This window comes from Nocardioides sp. B129/18 (assembly GCF_055282735.1).
Genome location: NZ_JBUZJI010000003.1, coordinates 170,527 through 190,916, shown reverse-complemented (window position 1 = coordinate 190,916; position 20,390 = coordinate 170,527). Strand labels below are relative to the sequence as shown.

The window sequence follows — 20,390 nt, the reverse complement described above, 5'->3', positions numbered from 1 at the left end:
TCGACGGACGGCCGACCGTCAGTCGACCAGCACCGGGATGAGCATCTCCGCCGGCGTCAGCGAGCCGTGGAAGCCCACCAGCCCGGCCTCGTAGGACCAGCCGACGCTCGAGACCACCGTGTGGTCGTCGTGGCAGGCCACGAGCACGTCGCCGACGCGGGGCAGCACCGCGGGGCTCATCGCGCCGAACCAGCCGCGGGCGATGCCCTCCTCGCGGGTCAGCACGTCGGCGCGGTCGCCGAGGACCTCGCGCCAGGTGGCGACGACGTCGTCGACGGCGCCGCGCGAGCAGTAGAGCTGGCGGAAGCGCGCCTCGCCGCCCAGCAGGTCGACGCCGTCGAGGAGGGCGGTGTCGCGGTCGACGTCGACGCGGCTCTCCTCGGGGGAGTCGACCATGCCGTGGTCGGCGACGACCACCAGCCGCACCGACGGCGGCAGCGCCTCGCGCAGCTGCTCGGCCTCGGCGTCGATCATCGCCAGCTGCTGCATCCAGGCGGTGGACGCGACGCCGTGCCGGTGACCGGTCCAGTCGAGGTCGGAGTCGTAGAGGTAGGTGAGCGAGGGCTGGTCGGCGGTGGCGGCGAGCGCGGCGGCGATCCGCTCGCCGGCGCGGTCGGCGCCGACGTACTCCGCGCCGCGGTGGGCGGCGATGGTCAGGCCGCTGCGGGCGAACTCCCGCTTGTTCACGACCGTGACGGCGACGCCGCGCTCGCGCAGGCGGTCGAAGGCGGTCGGGTGCGGCTGCCACGCCACCGGGTCGACGTCCTTGGACCACTGCAGGGCGTTCATCAGCCGCCCGGTGCCCGGAACCCGCGTGCTGAAGCCGATGACGCCGTGCGCGCCGGGCACCAGGCCGGTGCCGAGCGAGGTCAGGCTGGTGGCGGTGGTCGACGGCACGCCGCACGTGGCGGGCTCCTCGCGCACCAGCGAGGAGAGGTAGGGCGCGACGTGGGCGTACCGCTCGAGCAGCCGCGCGCCGAGCCCGTCGACGAGGAAGACGACGTAGGCCGGCGCCGGGGGCAGCGTGAGCCGAGACGGCGGGCCGAGCGGATCGGCCAGCGGGACGCCCAGCGCCTGCGCGACCGCGGGCACGACGTCGGCCAGGGAGCGCTCCCCGTAGGCCGGGTCGAGCAGCGGGCTCATCCGGGTCAGGCCGGCGCCTGGGTGCGCGCGGACAGCGCGGCGGCGAACCCGACGAGCTCCGCGACGGCGTCGTGACCGTCGGCGGCCGCCGAGACGCGCAGGGTGAAGTCGTCGGAGGACAGCACGCCGGTGTAGCCGTGGTCGGCGTCGCACTCGGGGTCGGCGCACCCGGCCGGCTCGAGGTCGACGCGGGCCACGCCGCCCCAGCCCACGGTGAGGTTGACCTCGGCGAGGCGGCCGGGCCCCTTGGCGGGGCTGGTGACCATGCGCGTGACGACCACCGACTTCACCGCGTCGAGCGCGACGGCCTCGGTGGAGGTGGAGGTGTAGGGCTCGGGCAGGAGGTCGTCGCCGGGGTGCTCGTCGGTGTGCGCGAGCACCAGGCGGGTCGGCGTCAGGACGACGACGGAGAGGTGGCGGCGCACCTCGTCGTGCTCGAAGGTCGGCTCGTGCTGCACGAAGTAGGAGACGACCGTCTCCCCCGCCACCGCGTCGTCGACCGCGGAGGCGACGATGTCGGGGTAGTAGCCGGTGCGGTCGATGCTGGCGCGCAGCTCGCGCTGGCGGTCGCGGTCGTCGGTGCGGGTGGTGCGCATGGAGGTGAGTCTGTCACCTGCGCCGCCGCAGGCCCTCCCCCGCCCTCACGGCGCTGCGCGGGTGCGGGGATCTCGACAGGCTCGATCACCGGAGCCGACGCTCCATCACCGGAGCCGACGCTCGATCACCGGAGCAGGGCCTCAGGTCGGCAGCGTGTCCCCGGCGGGGGTCGGCATCCGGCGCACGAACCAGTCCGAGCGGGAGTCGCCGACGTCGTCGAGGCGCGCGGAGGCGGTGAGGACGGTGGAGCCGTCGGCGCCGGCGAGCACCAGGCCGAGCTCCAGGGAGCTGATCTGGGGCAGGTCGTGCTGGAGCTGGGAGACCCGCAGGATCAGCCGCTCGACCTCGGCGATGTCGACGACGTCGCTGCCGCGGTAGCCGAAGAGCATGGGCGCGGACTTGATCTCGCGCACCATCGCGGAGGCGTCGCGCGGGCTCAGCGGCGGGATGCGGTAGGCCTTGTCGGCCAGGAGCTCGATGACCGGGCCGGAGATGCCGAAGGACACCACCGGGCCGAAGAGCGGGTCCTCGATGCTGCGGATCGTGATCGGGACGCCCGGCGGCGCGTGCTTCTGGACGACGAAGCCGGCGCGGTCGGGGTCGCCGACCAGCTCGACGAGCGCGCGCCAGGCGTCGCCCATCGCCTGGGCGGAGTCGATGTTGCGCCACACGTGAGCGAGGTCGGGACGCTCGCGCAGATGGTCGGCGGTGGCCTTGAGCACGACGTCCCAGCCCAGGGCCTCGCCGGCCGCCGCGGCCTGGTCGAGGTCGTGGACGGGGTGCGTGGGCCACAGCGTGACGCCGTAGGAGGCCAGCAGGCGGGTCAGCGCCTCCTGGGGCATCTCGAGGCCCTCGGGGTGCTCCAGCAGCAGCTCGGCGACGACCTGGCGGGCCGCGGCCTCGTCGACCTCGGGGTCCTCGGGCAGAACGACGTCGGGGGCGCGCAGCCACACGGCGTACTCGACGACCCGGGCCAGCGCCCGCACCGCGGCCTCGACGGCCGGGTAGGACGGCACCGAGCCGCGGCCGGCGGTGGAGCCGGCGACGTCGGGGACGCGCAGCAGCTCCGGGACGCCCTCGACACCGAGGAAGGTGGAGACCAGCGGCTTGTCGGACTGCTCGCCGATGGCCGCCAGCACGTTCGCGACCTCCTCGCCGGAGGTGTTGAGCGGCGGGATGTAGACCGCGACGACGGAGTCGACGTCGGGTGAGTCGATGGCGGCGTCGAGGGCGTCCTCGAAGTCCTCGGCGGTGGCCTCGGCGCCGAGCGCCACCGACCGGTTCACCACGAGCCCGACGGCCGCGGCGGCGTCGGCGGCCAGCAGGCCCAGCGCGTCGGAGTTGCCGACGATCGCGACGCGGCGCCCGCGCGGCAGCGGCTGGTGGGCGACGAGCTGGGCGACGTCGAACATCTCCTCCAGCGTGTCGACCTGGATGATGCCGGCCTGTCGGAACATGGCGTCGACCGCCGGCGGCGGCGCGGCGATGCGCCGCACGGCGTGGCCCATCGGGACGCCCTGGGTGGTGCGGCCCGAGCGCACGGCGATGATCGGCTTGCGCTGGGAGACCCGGCGGGCGATCCGGGAGAACTTGCGCGGGTTTCCGATCGACTCCAGGTAGAGCAGGACCACCTCGGTGGAGTCGTCCTCCTCCCAGTACTGCAGGAGGTCGTTGCCGGAGACGTCGGCGCGGTTGCCGGCGCTGACGAAGGTCGAGAGGCCCAGGCCGCGGTTCTGCACCTTCTCCAGGATCGCCGAGCCCAGCGCGCCGGACTGGCAGAAGAACCCGGCCCGGCCGCGCGGCGGCATGACCGAGGAGAGCGAGGCGTTGATCGAGACCGCGGGGTCGGTGTTGATGACGCCCAGGCAGTTCGGGCCGATGAGCCGCAGCCCGTAGGAGCGGCTCAGCCCGACGAGGCGACGCTGCCGCTGGCGGCCCTCCTCGCCGGTCTCGGCGAAGCCCGAGGAGATGACGACCAGGCCGTGCACGCCCTTGGCGGCGCAGTCGAGCACGACGTCCTGGACGGCCTCGGCGGGCACCGCCACGATCGCGACGTCGACCTCGTCGGGGATGTCGCTGACCGTCGGGTAGGTGGGCAGGCCGGAGACCGCGCGCGCCGAGGGGTTCACGGCGTAGACGCGGCCGGTGTAGTCGCCGGTGACCAGGTTGCGCACCAGCGTCTGGCCGATGGTGTCCGAGCGCCGCGAGGCGCCGATCACCGCGACGCTGCGGGGGTTGAAGAACCGCTCGATCGAGGCGGACTCGGCCCGGTGCTCGCGGTCCTGCATGACGCCGATGGCGGTGTCGGTGGGGGTGATCGGGAACTCCAGCACCAGGACGCCGTCCTCGTACTCGCTGGCCACGCGGTAGCCGGCGTCGCGGAAGGTCTGGATCATCCGGGTGTTGTCGGGCAGCACCTCGGCGACGAACCGGTCGAGGTCGCGCTCGCGGGCGGCCTGCGCGAGGTGCTCGAGGAGCAGCTGGCCGATGCCGCGGCCCTGGTGGGCGTCCTCGACGAGGAACGCCACCTCGGCCTCGCCGGGGCGCACCACGTCGTAGCGGCCCACCGCGATCATCCGGTCCTGCAGCGTGAGCACCAGCGCCACCCGCTCGTGGTGGTCGACGGTGGTGAAGCGGGCGACGTCGCGGTCGGACAGCTCGGGCATCGGCGAGAAGAACCGGTAGTACTTCGAGCGGTCGGAGACCCGCGCGTAGAACTCGACGAGCAGGCCGGCGTCGTCCGGCGTGATCGGGCGGATGTGCGCGGTGCCGCCGTCGCGCAGCAGGACGTCGGCCTCCCAGTGGCGGGGCGGTGCCACCGCGTCGGGAGCCTCGGCGTGCGGGTCGGACGTCACGTCCGGAATCTATCGCGCGCGGGCGGCGGCCCGCTGGACCGCTCGCTCCCACGCCTCCCCGAACGGCACGAACCCGGGGTCCCAGGGCTTCTGGCCACCGGCCCAGTGGACGATCCTCGGCTCGGCGACGCTCTCCTGGCTGGGCCGGGAGTTCCACTCCGGCGCCAGCGCCACCCGCCGGGAGCCGACATAGCAGTTGAGGACGTACTGGTCGTGCATCCCGAACTCCGAGGCGTAGGGCAGGAAGCGACGGCAGAAGTCGTCGTCGCGCATCCGCTCGAGGTCGAGCACCAGGACGCCGGCGTTGAAGCCGGTGAAGTCGCCAGGGTGACGGGCCAGCTCGCGCCGCAGCAGCTCGAAGGCCTTCGCCGGGGCCTCCCGCAGCCGCTTGGCCGACTGGTAGACGTTCTCGTGGCCGCTGGCGAACAGCGAGGCCTCGGAGTCGCGCGCGGCCAGCGCCTGACCGCCGAGGTCGAGGTCGAAGAGCGGCGCGAGATCGGCTAGCGGCAGGGCGTCGATGTCGTGGTAGACCACCCGCTCCAGCTCGGGCAGCAGCACCGGGAGCAGCAGGCGGTCCATCGTCGAGATCGTGACGTGGCGCAGCATCGTGCCGATGTCGCCGTAGTCGACGTCGTCGCACGGCAGCCAGTCCCACGTGACCTCGGGGAACTGCGCGGCCAGGCGGGCGTGGTCGTCGGGGCCGTGGTCGCGGCTGAGCACGTGCAGCACCACGGGCCGCGAGGCGTGGTCGACGACGCCGGACACGACGGCGGCCAGCTGGGTGCGCAGGTTCCCGTCGAGGGCCAGGACGACGTCCATCGGCTCGCCCTCGGGGGCGGGCGCCGTGCGCTCCAGGCGCACCCGGCGTCCCAGCACGGTGGCGACGGCGGCGTCGAGGTCGAAGGGCAGCGGCAGCTCGACCTGGGCGTCGCGGCGCGCCTGGGCCTGCGCGACCCGCTCGGCGGTGACCTCGCTCCACACGGCGCGGACGGCGGCCTCGTCGGCGCCGGCGAGGATGGTCGTGAACACCGGCTCGAGCAGGTCGGCGATGCCCTGGCCCATGGCGTGCACCTCGTCGTCGTCGAGCGCCGCGGGGCGCGTGCCGTCGACGTGGGCGAGGCCGTTGAAGCGGGTGTCGGCGAGGTTGGTGGGGCAGAAGTCGACCGGACGGCCCAGCGCCCGCGCGGGCAGGTAGGCGTGCAGCCGCTTGGTGACGATCGACGCCGCGCCCGTGGCGTAGCCGTCGAGGATGCCCAGCGCCTCGCGCAGGTTCGCCTCGAGCCCGGCCAGAGCCACCTCCGGGCGCTCGTTGAGCACCTTCGTCGCCCCGGCGGGCGGCTCGGCGTCGACGTAGACCACCGGGGCGTCGGGGCCCGGGGTCGGCAGGTCGGACGGCTTCACGAACCGCACCGTCGTCGTCAGGCAGCCGGAGAAGAAGGCCGGGACGTCGAGGGAGAGCAGCAGGTCGACCGTCGACCAGTCGCGGCAGCCGATGGGGCCGTGCGCGCGCAGGTGCTCGATCGCCTCCGGGGAGAGGATCGTGCGGCGGTTGACGTGGAAGGAGACGTAGAGCGGACGGATGCGGGCGTCGAAGGGGAAGTCGTGACGCACGCCGCCGACGGTGTGGGCGTACCAGCCGAAGCCGAGCATCCAGGTGCCGTCGGGGATCTCGGCCAGCGACGAGGCGTCGCGGTCGATGCCGAAGAGGTGGACCTCGGGGCCCTCTCCCCCGTCGCCGCCGTCTCCCCCGGGCACGGCGGGCACCCGCAGGTCCTGCGGCACGCGCGCCGCGAGGTCGCGCAGGAACGGCGCGAGCGGGCCGTCGGCGTAGCGGACGCCGGTGCGGCGGGCCAGGTGCGAGAGCGAGCCGATGGTCTGGACGAAGTCGCCGATGTTGGTGGAGGTGCGCGAGAGGTCGGGCTGCTGGTAGCCCATGACGCCGATCGCGACGGCGCCCTCGAGCAGCGTCGGGGTGGCCGGCGTGCCGGTGACGCGCGGCAGCCAGTGGTCGAGCCAGGCGAGCTCGGCGGCCCAGCGCTCGTCGACCTCGGGGGTCGTGCGACCCGCGGCCTGCTCGCGGGCGACGGCGGCGCGCAGGCCGGCGTCGAGGTCGGCGAGGCGCTCGTGGGCCCGCAAGCCCACGGCCAGGCGCACCAGCTGCAGCCACACCTGCGGGTCGAGGTCGACCTGGGCGGCGAGCACGGCGTCGACGGCCGCGGGGATGCGGTCGGGCTCCTCGCTGCCGACGAGCTCGAGGTGCTCCGCCGGGGCGTGGGCGATCCAGACCTCGTCGGGCAGCGAGCGCAGCTGCTCCCAGGCGAAGCCGGGCACGCCGGTGTGGTGGGCCAGCAGGCCGACGCCCAGGGCGCCCGCGATCGCGGCCTCCGAGCCCGGGGCGGCGTGCTCGAGGAGCGCCTGGGCCACCCGCCGCGAGGCGGCGACGCGGTCCTGGCCCTTGCCGTTGCGCACCATGGCCGCGACGGCACCGGGGAGCGTCGCGCCGTCGGCCAGGGCCCGGCCGAGGACGGCGTGGTGCTGCACCATCAGGGCCTCGCGCTCGACCTCGGCCCGCTGCTCGTCGGTCGGCGCGGCGCCCTGGGGCTTGCCGAGCGCGGAGGGCAGCACGTGCTGCTGGGCGGCGCGCAGGCCGCGGTAGGCGTAGGCGAAGGACGAGAGCGCCGAGCGCTGCTCGGCGAGGCGCTCGTCGCGGGAGGCGACCTTGCGCGTGAGCGCCGCGATCTCCGCACGGGCCGCGGCGAGCTCGGTCTCGAGCTCCTCCTGGCGGCTCCGGGAGGCCGGGACCAGCGATCCGGCGTCGCGCTTGAGGCGACGCAGCGCACGGCGGGCGACGTCGCCACCGGCCTGGGTCGAGGGGTCCGCGTCGGGGTGGGGGTCGGTCGCGTGGTTCTCCGGCACGTCCGCACGCTATCCGGTGTCGGCGCGCCCCTGCACCACGACGGGCGGGCGACCGGGGACAATGCCGCCATGGCACGACGTAGCGCACCGCCCCCGGTCGAGGACGACTTCGAGGAGCACATCCTCGACATCGACGTGGGCGAGGAGATGCGCTCCTCGTTCCTGGAGTACGCCTACTCGGTCATCTACTCCCGCGCGCTGCCCGACGCGCGCGACGGCCTCAAGCCCGTGCAGCGCCGCATCCTGCACACGATGAACGACATGAGCCTGCGGCCCGACCGCGGGCACGTGAAGTCCGCCCGCGTCGTCGGCGAGGTCATGGGCCGGCTGCACCCCCACGGCGACGGCGCCATCTACGACGCCCTGGTGCGGATGGCCCAGCCGTGGTCGATGCGCCTGCCGATGATCGACGGCCACGGCAACTTCGGCTCCCCCGACGACCCGCCCGCCGCGATGCGCTACACCGAGTGCCGCATGGCGCCCCCGGCGGTGGCGATGACCGCCGGCATCGACGAGGACACCGTCGACTTCCGGCCCAACTACGACAGCCGCGAGATGGAGCCCTCCGTGCTCCCGGCGGCGATCCCGAACCTCGTCGTCAACGGCACCACGGGCATCGCGGTCGGCATGGCCACCAACTGCGCCCCGCACAACCTCGTCGAGGTCGTGCAGGCGCTGCGCCACCTCATCACCCACCCCAAGGCCGGCGTGGACGACCTGATGCGGTTCATCCCCGGCCCCGACCTCCCCACCGGCGGCAAGATCGTCGGCCTCGACGGCATCCGCGACGCCTACGAGACCGGACGCGGCAGCTTCCGCATGCGGGCCACCGCCCGCGTGGAGACGATCGGGCGCCGCAAGGCGATCGTCGTCACCGAGCTGCCCTACGGCGTGGGCACCGAGAAGGTCGTCGAGCGCATCAAGACCCTGGTGCAGGGCAAGAAGCTGCAGGGCATCTCCGACATCAAGGACCTCACCGACCGCGTCCACGGCCTGCGACTGGTCATCGAGGTCAAGAACGGCTTCGTCCCCGAGGCGCTGCTCGAGCAGCTCTACAAGCAGACGCCGATGGAGGACTCCTTCGGCATCAACGCCGTCGCGCTCGTCGACGGCCAGCCGCGCACGCTCGGCCTCAAGGACATGCTGGAGGTCTTCCTCCAGCATCGCTACGACGTCGTGCGTCGCCGCTCGGCCTATCGCCGAGCGCGCAAGGCCGAGCGCCTCCACCTCGTCGACGGCCTGCTCATCGCGCTGCTCGACATCGACGAGGTCATCGCGGTCATCCGCTCCAGCGACGACACCGCCGCCGCCCGCGAGCGGCTCATGGGCGTCTTCGACCTTTCCCAGCTGCAGGCCGAGTACATCCTCGAGATGCAGCTGCGCCGCCTGACCCGCTTCAGCCGCATCGAGCTGGAGAAGGAGCAGGAGCAGCTGCGTCGCGAGATCGAGGAGCTCGACGCGATCCTCGGCGACGACGCCCTCCTGCGCCGGGTCGTCAGCGACGAGCTCAAGGAGGTCGCCTCCACCTACGGCACCCCGCGTCGCACCGTGCTGCTGGAGTCGGCCGGCGTCGCCGTCACCGCCTCCCAGCCGCTCGAGGTCGCCGACGACCCCTGCCTCGTCTACCTCTCCGCCTCCGGCCTGGTCGCCCGCACCACCTCGGCCGAGGCGCCCGGCTCGGGCGGCGACCGCGCGAACCACGACGTCGTCGTCTCCGTGGTGCGGGCCACCGCCCGCGGCGACATCGGCGTGCTCACCGACCGCGGGCGCCTCGTGCGGCTCGGCGTGCTCGAGCTGCCCACGCTGCCGCCGTCGGCCAACGACCCGCAGCTGCAGGGCGGGCTCCCGCTCACCGATCTGGTGGTCCTCGAGCCGAACGAGCGCGCCCTCGCCCTGTGCACCCTGGCCGCCGAGGGGCCGGGCCTGGCGCTCGGCACCCGGCAGGGCGTCGTCAAGCGGGTCAACCCCGAGGTGCTGACCCGCGACGAGTGGGAGGTCATCCGCCTCGCCGACGGCGACGAGGTGGTCGGCGCGGTCGAGCTGGTCACCGGCCAGGAGACGCTGTGCTTCGTCTCCTCCGACGCCCAGCTGCTGCACTTCGGCGCCGACGCCGTGCGTCCCCAGGGCCGTGCCGGCGGCGGCATCGCCGGCATCCGGCTCGCGGCCGGCGCCCGCGTCGTGTGGTTCGGCGCCGTCGACCCCGACTCCGGCGAGGGCGCGGTCGTCGTCACCGTCTCCGGCTCCTCCACCGCGCTGCCCGGCACCGAGCCGGGCCTGGTGAAGGTCGCGCCGTTCACCGAGTACCCCGCCAAGGGACGGGCCACCGGCGGCGTGCGCTGCCACCGCTTCCTCAAGGGCGAGGACGCCCTGCTGCTGGCCTGGGTCGGCACCGCGCCGGCGCGCGCCGCGGCCGCCAGCGGGGCGCCGGTGCCGCTGCCGGAGGCCACCGGCCGTCGCGACGGCTCGGGCGTCCCGGTGGCGCAGCCGATCCTGGCCTGTGCGGGCCCGGTCGCGCTGCGCGTCGGCGGGGAGGCTCCTGGCTCCGAGACCGTTTCTCCCCCTGTGGAAGGCTGAGGCCATGCGCGCCACCACCCAGTCCGTGCGACGACGGGCCGCGCTGGCCACCGTCGCGCTCCTCGCCGTCCCCGCCCTCGCGGCCTGCAGCGGATCCGACTCCGGCTCGTCCTCGAGCTCCCCGGCCGACGCGCTGGCGGCGGCCAAGAAGGCCTTCGACGACACCAGCGGCGTCCACCTCGAGATCGCCTCGAAGGGGGTGCCCGAGGGCACCACCGCGCTGCTCTCGGCCACCGGCGACGGCACGCACGCACCGGCGTTCGACGGCTCGATCAAGGTGGCGTTCTCGGGCCTGGAGCCCACCGTCCCGGTGATCGCGGTCGACGGCAAGGTCTACGCCCAGGTGCCGCTGACGCCGGGCTGGCAGACCATCGACCCCGCCCAGTTCGGCGCCCCCGACCCCGGCGCCCTGCTGAGCAAGGACGGCGGGTTCTCCTCGCTGCTCACCGCCACGCAGTCGCCTAAGAAGGGCGACCAGGTGCGCGGCGGCGAGGGCAACAAGGACATCCTCACCGAGTACTCCGGCACGATCGACCAGAAGGCCGCCCGCTCGATCATCCCCAGCGCCACCGGCGACTTCGACGTCACCTACACGCTCTCCGACGACGACGAGCTGCGCTCGATGGTCGTCACCGGCGACTTCTACGACAAGGGCGCGCAGACCACGTACACGATCGACTTCAGCGACTACGGGTCGAGCCCGAAGATCACCGCCCCGAAGACCTCGTGAGCACCTCCACCGCCGTCCCCCGCTCCTCCCGGCTGCTGCTGGGCCTGGCCGCGGGGGCGGTGGCGTTCGCGGCCGCCGACACCTACGTCGTCGTGCTGGCGCTCGTCGACATGATGCAGGGCGTCGGCCTCTCCCCCGACCAGCTGCAGCGGGCCGCGCCGATCATCTCCGGCTTCCTGCTCGGCTACGTGGCGATGCTGCCGCTGATCGGCCGGATCGCCGACCTGCGCGGACGCGCGCCGGTCCTCGTCGCCTCGCTGGTGGTCTTCGCGATCGGCTCGCTGATCACCGCGTTCTCCTACGACATGGCCTCCATGGTGCTCGGGCGCTTCCTGCAGGGCCTGGGCGGCGGCGGCCTGGTGCCCGCGACCCTCGCTCTGGTGGCCGACCTCTACCCGCGCGAGCGCCGCGCGATCCCGCTCGGGCTGGTCAGCGCCGTCCAGGAGATCGGCAGCGTCCTCGGCCCGCTCTTCGGGGCCCTCGTGCTGGCCGTCGCCGACTGGCGGGCGATCTTCGGCATCAACCTCGCCGTCGGGCTCGTGCTCGCGGCGGCCATCGTCGCGGCCGTGCGCGCGGCACCGCTCTCCCCCGACGCCGCGGGCGCCCCACCCGCCCGGCGGCTGCCCGATCCCATCGGCGTCGTCCTGCTGCTGGTGATGCTCGGCACCGCGGCGCTCACCGTCATCGCGCCCGCGGGCCTGGTGCGCGACATCCAGTGGGGACGCCTGTTCATCCCCGTCACCGGCTTCGGGGTGCTCGGCGACCGCTGGTCGGTGCCGCTGGGCCTCGCCGCGATCGCGGCGCTGCTGCTCCTGCTGCTGCGCTGCCTCACCGCGGCGCACCCGCTGGTCGACCTGCGCGGCTGGGGCCGCAGCCTGCGCGAGGCAGACGCGTTCGGCGCCACCCTGCTCGCGCTCGCGCTCGGCGGCGTCATCCTCGCCTTCGCCACCGCCGACCCGAAGGTGCAGGTCTTCTCCGACGCCGGGCTCTGGTACCTCCTGGGCGCCGCGATCGCCGCCGTCGCGTTCGTCGTCCACCTGCGCCGGGCGGCCAACCCGCTGCTCCCCCGCGGCGCGCTCGCCGCCACGCCCGCCTGGGGCGCCGTCGTCGTCAGCCTCTTCATCGGCGCCGCGCTCGTGGCCGCGCTCATCGACATCCCGCTCTTCGCCCGCACCACGATCTACGAGGACTCCCAGCTGCTCGCGGCGCTGGTGCTGGTGCGCTTCCTCGTCGCCCTGCCCGTCGGCGCGGTGATCGGCGGCTGGCTGACGCGCACCGTCCCCGCCGGCACCGTCACCGCCGTCGGCATGCTGCTGGCCGCCGGCTCCTTCTACTGGATGTCGACGTGGGACGTCGACAGCCTCCGCTCGCTGGTGGCCACCGTGCCGCTGGTGATGGGCGGCCTGGGCTTCGGCCTGGCGCTCGCGCCGGTCAACGCCGCCGTGCTGGCCAGCACCGCCGACGCCGTGCACGGCGTGGCCAGTGCGATGGTCGTCGTCGCCCGCATGGTCGGCATGCTCGTGGGCATCTCCGCGCTCACGACCCTCGGCCTGCGCCGCTACTACGCGGAGTCCGCCGACATCCCGCCCGTGCAGCAGGTCTGCGACGGCCGATCGCGCTGCGACGCCTACACCGACCTGCTCAAGACCGCCGGCATCGCCCAGGAGCACACCGTCTTCCTGGGCGCCGCCGTGTGCGCGCTCGTGGCCGCCGCCCTCGCCGTGCTGCTGTTCCGCACCGCGGCCACCCGCGCCACCGACGTCCCGGCGTCGGTAATCTCGGCCCCGTGACCGACACGACCGACTTCGACGACCTGCTCGCCGCCAACCGCGAGTTCGCCTCCGACTTCGCCTACTCCGGCTTCGACGGCGTCGCCCGTGCGGGCGTGGCCCTCGTGACCTGCATGGACTCCCGCATCGACCCGCTGCGGATGATCGGCCTGCAGCCCGGCGACGCGAAGATCTTCCGCAACCCCGGCGGTCGCGTCACCGAGGCCGCCCTCGAGGCGATCGTCCTCGGCGTGCACCTCCTCAACGTCCAGCGCGTCCTGGTGATCCCCCACACCCGCTGCGCGGTCGCCTCGAACTCCGAGGAGACCCTCCGCGAGCGCGTCACCGACTCCGCCGGCGTCGACGCCACCTGGCAGCGCTTCCACGTCATCGAGGACCAGGTCGCCACCCTCGGCCTCGACGTCCACCGCGTCGTCAGCCACCCCCTCGTGCCCGCGCACGTCAAGGTCGGCGGGTTCATCTACGACGTCGACTCGGGTCTGCTGGAGCAGAAGTACTGATCCGGGACGTGCAGGTTTCCCCGGTCGACCGGGGAAACCTGCGCTTGACAGGCGAAGCCTCGCCCTTCCTCCGCAGGTTCTGCCTGTCCTGATCCGTGTCGTCGGGCGCTCAGAGCCGCTCGCGCAGCACCCGGTCGACGAGCGCGTCCGGACGCTCGGCGATCCAGCCGGCCAGCGCGCCCAGGTCGCCGACGCCCTCGACGTCGTCGACGACGCCGCCCACCGCCGCCAGGACGTCCTCGCCCGCCGGGGTCTCCCACAGCAGCGGGCAGTCGATGGCGCCGCCCTCCGGCTCGGGCGTCAGCCCGGGCACCCAGCAGCCCACCTCGAGCGTCCAGCCGGCGGCCGAGCCCCGACCCTCGACGCGCAGGTCGACGAACCACGTCAGCTCGCCGAGGACGAGCGGCAGCCGCCCCCGCTTCGCCTTGGCCCCGCGCTTCTTCAGCAGGGCGGAGACGGCGGTCCGGTCGCGCGGCGAGATCACGCCGTCAGCCTGTCACGTCCGGAGTGCCGGACTCTCGCAGGCCGCCTCACGCGTCGAGCGCCTCCATGTCCACCTCGTAGGCGCCCTGCACGATGAACTCCTTGCGCGGCGCCACCTCCGAGCCCATGAGCAGCTCGAAGACCCGCGAGGCGGCGTCGGCGTCGTCGACGGTGATCCGGCGCAGGGTGCGGTGGCGGGGGTCCATGGTGGTCTCGGCCAGCTGGTCGGCGTCCATCTCGCCGAGGCCCTTGTAGCGCTGGATGGGGTCCTTCCAGCGGACGTTCTTGCGACGCAGCTCGGCGAGGGTGCGGCGCAGCTCGTCGTCGGAGTAGGTGTAGACGTACTTCTCCATGCCCTTCTTGGGGTTGGAGAGCTCGATGCGGTGCAGCGGCGGGACGGCGGAGTAGACGCGGCCCTCGCGCACCAGCTCGGGCATGTACTTGAAGAAGAGGGTGGCCAGCAGGCAGCGGATGTGGGCGCCGTCGGAGTCGGCGTCGGCCATGAAGATGATCCGGCCGTAGCGGGCGGCCTCGAGGTCGAAGGTCCGGCCGGATCCGGCGCCGACGACCTGGATGATCGAGGCGCACTCGGCGTTCTTCAGCATGTCGCCGACCGACGCCTTCTGGACGTTGAGGATCTTGCCGCGGATCGGCAGCAGCGCCTGGAACTCCGAGTTGCGGGCCAGCTTGGCGGTGCCGAGCGCGGAGTCGCCCTCGACGATGAACAGCTCGGTGCGCTCGGGGTCGCTGCTGCGGCAGTCGGCGAGCTTGGCCGGCAGCGAGGAGGACTCCAGCGCGTTCTTGCGGCGCTGGTTCTCGCGGTGCTGACGGGCGGCCAGGCGGGTCTTGGCGGCGCCGGAGACCTTCTCCATGACGAGCTTGGCCTGGGCCTTCTCGTCGCGCTTGGTGGAGGTGAGGAACTTCTTCAGCTCCGCGGCCACGACCTTGCGGACGATGCCGCGCACCGCGGGCGTGCCGAGGATCTCCTTGGTCTGGCCCTCGAACTGCGGCTCGGCCAGGCGCACGGTGACGACGGCGGTGAGGCCCTCGAGGACGTCGTCCTTGATGACGTCGGCGTCGGCGGTCTTGAGCACCTTGGCGTTGCGCATGACGTCGTTGAAGGTCTTGGTGAGCGCGGTCTCGAAGCCGCTGACGTGCGTGCCGCCCTTGGGGGTGGCGATCACGTTGACGAAGGAGCGCACCTCGGTGTCGTAGCCCATGCCCCAGCGGCAGGCGACGTCGACGGCCAGCTCGCGCTCGACCTCCTGCGGGGTCATGTGGCCCTGCGCGTCGAGGAGCGGGACGGTCTCCTTGAACGTGTCGGTGCCCTGCAGGCGCAGCACGGAGGTGACCGGCTCGTCGCCGGCGAGGAACTCCGCGAACTCGCCGATGCCGCCGGCGTGGCGGAAGGACTCCTCCACCGGCTCCTCCCCGCGCAGGTCGCGCAGCACGATCTCCAGGCCGGGGACGATGAAGGACGTCTGGCGGGCGCGGGTGACGAGCTCGTCGTAGACGAAGCGGGCGTCCTTGGTGAAGATCTGACGGTCGGGCCAGAACCGGATGCGGGTGCCGCTGCGACCCTTGGCGACGCGGCGGCCCTTGCGGGTCAGTCCGGACTGCGGGGCGAAGGAGCCGTCGAGGGCGTCGGCGTCGAAGACGCCCGGGACGCCGCGCTGGAAGGAGATCCCCTGGATCGCCGGCGAGCGCTCGACGTCGATGTCCATGCGGCTCGACAGCGCGTTGACCACCGACAGGCCGACGCCGTGCAGGCCGCCGGTGGCGACGTAGGAGCCGCCGCCGAACTTGCCGCCGGCGTGCAGCTTGGTGGCCACGACCTCGACGCCGGGCAGGCCGGTCTTGGGCTCCTTGTCGGTGGGGATGCCGCGACCGTCGTCGTGCACCTCCGCCGAGCCGTCGGGGTGCAGGATCACCTCGACGCGCGACGCGGCGCCGGCGAGCGCCTCGTCGACGCCGTTGTCGATGATCTCCCACAGGCAGTGCATGAGGCCCCGGGTGTCGGTGGAGCCGATGTACATGCCCGGCCGCTTGCGGACCGCCTCGAGGCCCTCGAGGACCAGCAGGTGCGCGGCGTTGTAGGTGTTGTCGGCGATGACGGGGCTCCTGGCGCTACGGGGCCGGCGCGGGTCCGGCGTGGTGGTGCTCGACGTGCGGCTGCGGCCAACGGACGACGCCGTCCGGGCCGGGCACCAATCTAGGCGACGACACGCCGACCGCCCGTGCAGGCTCGCCTGCGCCGCGGGGTTGGATCCCCGGGCTAGGTTGGCGCCACCTCGCACGAGGCGCGTCTCCCGCGACGCCGCAGCCTGACAACCGCATCCGCACACCCGAGGACGTCGATCCGCCCGGGGCCGCGCGCGGCCCGGCACGGATCGCGTCGAAGGCCGGACGTGACGCCGATGTCGCCGTCACACTGGTCGCACGACCATCGGCCCACAGCGACGTCGGCCGAGGTCGTCACCCGCTCCACGGCGACGCCGACCACCCTCTCGGAGGCGTGGGAGGCGCCGGATCGTGGAAGAGGTGGGCTAGAAGCGCTCAACCAGATCGCATCCCTGCCGTAGCCATCCACGACAGCTCCCGCATCCACCGGGGAGTCGGTGGTGACGGACCAGGGTCACCATGATGGGATGGAGGTGTCACGCACCACACGCGAGAGGGAATCTTGCTCCCCGTCGCTACGTTGTGCAGGACACCGAGACCAGGAAATGAGGCCGATGTGACCACTGCCGTTGCCCCCAGCACCCCGCTGACCGCCGCGGATCGCTGTGACCGTTGCGGAGCCCAGGCCTACCTCCGAGTGGAGCTGCGCTCCGGCGGTGAGCTGCTCTTCTGCGCGCACCACGCCCGCGAGCACGGCGAGAAGATCAAGGAGCTCGCGATCACCGTGATCGACGAGACCCACAAGCTCACCGGAACTCCCGCTCCGGCCACCGACGCGGAGCGCTGAGCCTCCCACCCACGGGCGCCCCGGCGTCCCCCGATCGTCCACGACGGCCCCGGTCATCCGACCGGGGCCTTCGTGCGTCCCGGGCCGGCGCCGATGGGCGTTGGGGCCCGGGTCGGTGAGAGGGTGAGGCAGTGCTGTTGACCGACCTGCTCGTCGCCCTCGTGATCGCCCTCGGCCTGGTCGGCGTCCTCGTGCCGCTGCTGCCCGGCACGATCCTCATCGCCGGCGCCGTGCTCGTCTGGGCGCTGGTGCTGCAGTCGACCACCGGCTGGGTGGTGCTCGGCGTGGTCCTCGCCCTGCTGGCCCTCGGCACGGTGCTGAAGTACGCCGTCCCGGGACGCCGTCTCCAGCAGGCCGGCATCCCCGCCTCGACGCAGTGGTGGGGCGCGGGGCTCGGCGTCGTCGGGTTCTTCGTCGTGCCCGTGATCGGGCTCCCGCTGGGCTTCGTGCTCGGCGTCTACGCGGCCGAGGTCCGCCGGGTCGGCACCGCGGACGCGGCCGCCTCGACCCGCCGCGCGCTCGCCGCGGTGGGCCTGAGCATCCTCATCGAGCTGGCGGCCGGCCTCCTGGCCGCCGGCACCTGGGCCGTGGGCGCGGTGATCGCGTGATCGCCGTCCTCCTGGCCCTGACCTGCGCCGTCGCCTACGGCCTGTCGGACTTCGTCGGCGGCGTCGCGTCCAAGCGCACCTCGCCGTGGGCGGTCGGCGTCGCCGGCCAGCTGTGCGGCGGCGTCCTGATCGTGCTCCTGGGCCTGACCGTGGCCTCCGGGGACGTCCGCCCCGCCGACGTCGGCTGGGGTCTGCTGGCCGGCGTGGGCAGCGGCTTCGGCATCGCCTACCTCTACCGCGGCCTGGCCGGCGGCCGGATGGGCGTCGTGGCGCCGGTCTCCGGCGTCGCGGCCGCGATCGTCCCCGTCGTCACCGGGCTCGTGCAGGGCGAGCGTCCCGGAGCCTGGGTGATCGGCGGCATGGTCGCCGCGCTGCCGGCCATCTGGCTGGTCGCCTCCGAGCCGGCCGATCCCGCCCGGGACGGCGGTTCCGGCGCCGACCGCGCCGGCATCGTCGACGGTCTGCTCGCCGGTCTCGGCTTCGGCCTGATGTTCGCCGCCGTGGCCCAGATCCCCGAGGAGTCGGGCGTCCTCCCGCTGGCGGCCAACCAGTGGGGCGGCGCCGTGACGCTGGTCGTCCTGGCGATGCTCTCGCGTGCCGCCTGGCTCCCCCGCGACCGTCACGCCGCCCTCGGCGCGGCCACCGGCCTGCTCGGCTCCCTGGCCGTGCTCGCCTTCCTCGCCGCCACCCACCACGGCTACCTCACGGTCGTCGCGGTGATCTCCGCGCTCTACCCGGCCGTCACGGTGATCCTCGCGGCAGCGGTCCTGCGCGAGCGCGTGCACCGCGCCCAGGGCGTCGGCCTGGTGCTCTGCGGGCTCGCCGTCGCGCTGGTCGCCGCCGGCTGAGGCCGGCGGAGACGACGCAGGCCCCGACCTGCCGGAGCAGATCGGGGCCAGACGTCGAGGACGTCGTGGGTCAGTCGAGGTAGTCGCGCAGGACCTGCGAGCGGCTCGGGTGACGCAGCTTCGACATGGTCTTGGACTCGATCTGGCGGATGCGCTCGCGCGTGACGCCGTAGACCTTGCCGATCTCGTCGAGGGTCTTGGGCTGGCCGTCGGTGAGGCCGAAGCGCATGCTGACGACGCCGGCCTCGCGCTCGGAGAGCGTGTCGAGGACGGCGTGCAGCTGCTCCTGCAGCAGGGTGAACGACACGGCGTCGGCCGGGACGATCGCCTCGGAGTCCTCGATGAGGTCGCCGAACTCGGAGTCGCCGTCCTCGCCGAGCGGGGTGTGCAGCGAGATGGGCTCGCGACCGTACTTCTGGACCTCGATGACCTTCTCGGGGGTCATGTCGAGCTCCTTGGCGAGCTCCTCGGGCGTGGGCTCGCGGCCGAGGTCCTGCAGCATCTGGCGCTGGACGCGGGCGAGCTTGTTGATGACCTCGACCATGTGCACCGGGATGCGGATGGTGCGGGCCTGGTCGGCCATCGCGCGGGTGATCGCCTGGCGGATCCACCACGTGGCGTAGGTGGAGAACTTGTAGCCCTTGGTGTAGTCGAACTTCTCGACCGCGCGGATCAGACCGAGGTTGCCCTCCTGGATGAGGTCCAGGAAGAGCATGCCGCGGCCGGTGTAGCGCTTGGCCAGGGAGACGACGAGGCGCAGGTTGGCCTCGAGCAGGTGGTTCTTCGCGCGGCGGCCATCCTCGGCGATCCACTCCAGCTCCTCGCGGAGCTTCTCGGTGATCTTGCCGCCCTTGCCGAGCTTCTCCTCCGAGAACAGGCCGGCCTCGATCCGCTTGGCGAGCTCGACCTCCATCTCGGCGTTGAGCAGCGGGACCTTGCCGATCTGCTTGAGGTAGTCCTTGACGGGGTCGGCGGTGGCGCCGGCCACCATGACCTGCTGCTCGGGCTCGTCGGTGTCGTCGGCGGCGGAGACCACGAAGGTGGCCTGCTTCTCGTCCTCGACGATCGTCGGGTCGGCCTTGACGTCCTTCTCGAACTGGTCGTCGGGGATGTCGGGCAGGATCTTCTTGCCGTCGGGGCCCACGGTGGCCGCCGGGGCCGGGGTCTCGTCGACCTCGAGGTCGTCGAGGACGATGACCTCCTCCTCGAGCTCGTCGGGCTCGTCGGCGTCCTGGGACGCCGTGGCCGGCGCGGCCTTCTTCGCGGCGGTCTTCGCGGCGGTCTTGGCTGCCGTCTTCGCGGCGGTCTTCTTCGCGGCGGGGGCCGCGGTCTCCTCCGCCGGAGCCGCCGCCTTCTTGGCGGGCGCCTTCTTGGCGGCCGTCTTGGCGGTGGTGGTCTTGCGGGTCGACGTGGCCGCCGCCGCGCGGCGAGGGGCCGCGGCGGAGCTGATGGTCACGGTGATCCCGAGCCCGCTGAGGTGAGCGAGGAGGGACTTGAGGTGGCGCGGCTCGATGGCGGCGTCCTCACTGGCCTGCCGGACCTCGTCGGGGGTGACGGTGCCGGTGGGAGCTGCTCGCTCGACCAGGGCGGCGACGGCGGGGTGGGAGAGCACCTCGGCAGGGATCTTGCGCGCGTTCGAGGACACGAACACCTCTCGTGGCAGTGGATGGGCGCGGCAAGGCCCGGAGTCGTCAAGAGCCGCGTGGTCATTCTGCCATGCGGGCGAAGCGCTCCGAAGCCAGGTCCTCGATCCCGGGCGTGGTGCGGCGACGGACGTGCTGCCGTGCGCCGACGACCCCTTACCCCGTGGGGTTCTTGGCGGCCTTCGCGGCGGCCTTCATCGCCTGCTTGTGATCGCGCACCTTCTGCAGGGACGCGCCGTCGACGACGTCGGCGACCGAGCGGTGACCGGCCAGCGCGTAGTCGCCCGCGGCCTTCTCCCAGCCCTCGGGGGTGGCGCCGAGCTGCTTGGCCACGAGCGCGGTGAAGATCTGCGCCTTCTGCCGGCCGAAGCCCGGCAGCGCCTGGATGCGCTTGAGCAGGTCGGCGCCCGAGGACGCCTCGGTCCAGATGCGGGAGGCGTCGCCGTCGTACTGCTCGGCGACGATGCCGGCGAGCTCCTGCAGACGCGCGGCCATCGAGCCGGGGAAGCGGTGGATCGCCGGCGTCTGCGAGCACAGGGCCGCGAACTCCTCGGGGTCGGCCGCCGCGATCGCCGCCGGCTCGAGGCTGCCGAACCGCTCGAGGATCTTCGCCGGGCCGCGGAACGCGTGCTCCATCGGGTACTGCTGGTCGAGCATCATCCCCGCCAGCAGGGCGAACGGGTGCTCGGCCAGCACCTGGTCGGCGGTGGGGTCCTGGGCGATCTGGAGGGCCAT

General features: G+C 73.3%; 15 protein-coding genes. 7 read left to right on the top strand and 8 right to left on the bottom strand.

The features are described 5' to 3' along the window. Positions 1–18: 18 nt before the first annotated feature. From ACZDWJ_RS03705 to ACZDWJ_RS03690, 4 genes are all read right to left on the bottom strand, one after another. Positions 19–1,143 carry an alkaline phosphatase family protein gene (locus tag ACZDWJ_RS03705; RefSeq protein ID WP_463519567.1) on the bottom strand — a complete coding sequence of 375 codons (1,125 nt, stop codon included), beginning with the start codon at positions 1,141–1,143 and terminating at the stop codon, positions 19–21. Positions 1,144–1,148: 5 nt separating this feature from the next. Then, the gene (locus tag ACZDWJ_RS03700; protein WP_463519566.1) at positions 1,149–1,739 is read right to left on the bottom strand and encodes a DUF5998 family protein; all 591 of its coding nucleotides are present in this window, start codon (positions 1,737–1,739) and stop codon (positions 1,149–1,151) included. Between the two features lie 141 nt (positions 1,740–1,880). Beyond that, complete coding sequence (locus ACZDWJ_RS03695; protein WP_463519565.1) at positions 1,881–4,595, bottom strand: bifunctional acetate--CoA ligase family protein/GNAT family N-acetyltransferase; 2,715 nt, start codon at positions 4,593–4,595, stop codon at positions 1,881–1,883. 9 nt (positions 4,596–4,604) lie between these two features. Beyond that, positions 4,605–7,511: a glycosyltransferase family 8 protein gene (locus ACZDWJ_RS03690; protein WP_463519564.1), complete on the bottom strand. Its 2,907-nt coding sequence runs from the start codon at positions 7,509–7,511 to the stop codon at positions 4,605–4,607. Between the two features lie 69 nt (positions 7,512–7,580). On the opposite strand from ACZDWJ_RS03690, the gene ACZDWJ_RS03685 reads away from it, so the two are divergent. From ACZDWJ_RS03685 to ACZDWJ_RS03670, 4 genes are read left to right on the top strand one after another with little or no spacing between them, the layout of a single operon-like run. Beyond that, positions 7,581–10,085, top strand: coding sequence for a DNA gyrase/topoisomerase IV subunit A (locus tag ACZDWJ_RS03685; RefSeq protein WP_463519563.1), 2,505 nt, complete (start codon positions 7,581–7,583; stop codon positions 10,083–10,085). 4 nt (positions 10,086–10,089) lie between these two features. Then, entirely contained in the window at positions 10,090–10,815 is a 726-nt protein-coding gene (locus ACZDWJ_RS03680; RefSeq protein ID WP_463519562.1) for an LppX_LprAFG lipoprotein, read from the top strand. Next, positions 10,812–12,605 carry an MFS transporter gene (locus ACZDWJ_RS03675; RefSeq protein ID WP_463519561.1) on the top strand — a complete coding sequence of 598 codons (1,794 nt, stop codon included), beginning with the start codon at positions 10,812–10,814 and terminating at the stop codon, positions 12,603–12,605. The genes ACZDWJ_RS03680 and ACZDWJ_RS03675 overlap by 4 nt, the downstream gene beginning before the upstream one ends. Further along, the gene (locus ACZDWJ_RS03670) at positions 12,602–13,105 is read left to right on the top strand and encodes a beta-class carbonic anhydrase (protein ID WP_463519560.1); all 504 of its coding nucleotides are present in this window, start codon (positions 12,602–12,604) and stop codon (positions 13,103–13,105) included. The genes ACZDWJ_RS03675 and ACZDWJ_RS03670 overlap by 4 nt, the downstream gene beginning before the upstream one ends. A 109-nt stretch (positions 13,106–13,214) precedes the next feature. Here ACZDWJ_RS03670 and ACZDWJ_RS03665 read toward each other — a convergent pair whose 3' ends face one another. Then, positions 13,215–13,589 carry a hypothetical protein gene (locus ACZDWJ_RS03665; protein ID WP_463519559.1) on the bottom strand — a complete coding sequence of 125 codons (375 nt, stop codon included), beginning with the start codon at positions 13,587–13,589 and terminating at the stop codon, positions 13,215–13,217. 46 nt (positions 13,590–13,635) lie between these two features. Continuing rightward, positions 13,636–15,699: a DNA gyrase/topoisomerase IV subunit B gene (locus tag ACZDWJ_RS03660; protein ID WP_463519607.1), complete on the bottom strand. Its 2,064-nt coding sequence runs from the start codon at positions 15,697–15,699 to the stop codon at positions 13,636–13,638. A gap of 626 nt (positions 15,700–16,325) precedes the next feature. Between ACZDWJ_RS03660 and ACZDWJ_RS03655 the strand changes: the two genes are divergently transcribed. From ACZDWJ_RS03655 to ACZDWJ_RS03645, 3 genes are all read left to right on the top strand, one after another. Continuing rightward, the gene (locus tag ACZDWJ_RS03655; protein WP_463519558.1) at positions 16,326–16,556 is read left to right on the top strand and encodes a DUF7455 domain-containing protein; all 231 of its coding nucleotides are present in this window, start codon (positions 16,326–16,328) and stop codon (positions 16,554–16,556) included. 131 nt (positions 16,557–16,687) lie between these two features. Next, positions 16,688–17,164: a DUF456 domain-containing protein gene (locus ACZDWJ_RS03650; protein ID WP_463519557.1), complete on the top strand. Its 477-nt coding sequence runs from the start codon at positions 16,688–16,690 to the stop codon at positions 17,162–17,164. Next, on the top strand, positions 17,161–18,012 hold the full coding sequence (locus ACZDWJ_RS03645; RefSeq protein ID WP_463519556.1) for an EamA family transporter: 852 nt from the start codon (positions 17,161–17,163) through the stop codon (positions 18,010–18,012). Before ACZDWJ_RS03650 ends, ACZDWJ_RS03645 begins: the two co-directional genes overlap by 4 nt. A gap of 70 nt (positions 18,013–18,082) precedes the next feature. Here the strand turns inward: ACZDWJ_RS03645 and ACZDWJ_RS03640 are convergent, their stop codons facing one another. Both ACZDWJ_RS03640 and ACZDWJ_RS03635 read right to left on the bottom strand, forming a co-directional pair. Next, positions 18,083–19,663: an RNA polymerase sigma factor gene (locus ACZDWJ_RS03640; protein ID WP_463519555.1), complete on the bottom strand. Its 1,581-nt coding sequence runs from the start codon at positions 19,661–19,663 to the stop codon at positions 18,083–18,085. Between the two features lie 148 nt (positions 19,664–19,811). After that, complete coding sequence (locus ACZDWJ_RS03635; RefSeq protein WP_463519554.1) at positions 19,812–20,390, bottom strand: HhH-GPD-type base excision DNA repair protein; 579 nt, start codon at positions 20,388–20,390, stop codon at positions 19,812–19,814.

Bases quoted from the DNA above. Each gene is read 5' to 3' on its own strand.
- ACZDWJ_RS03705 (WP_463519567.1), bottom strand. From the start codon at position 1,143: ATGAGCCCGCTGCTCGACCCGGCCTACGGGGAGCGCTCCCTGGCCGAC.
- ACZDWJ_RS03635 (WP_463519554.1), bottom strand. From the start codon at position 20,390: ATGGCCCTCCAGATCGCCCAGGACCCCACCGCCGACCAGGTGCTGGCC.
- ACZDWJ_RS03680 (WP_463519562.1), top strand. From the start codon at position 10,090: ATGCGCGCCACCACCCAGTCCGTGCGACGACGGGCCGCGCTGGCCACC.
- ACZDWJ_RS03685 (WP_463519563.1), top strand. From the start codon at position 7,581: ATGGCACGACGTAGCGCACCGCCCCCGGTCGAGGACGACTTCGAGGAG.
- ACZDWJ_RS03700 (WP_463519566.1), bottom strand. From the start codon at position 1,739: ATGCGCACCACCCGCACCGACGACCGCGACCGCCAGCGCGAGCTGCGC.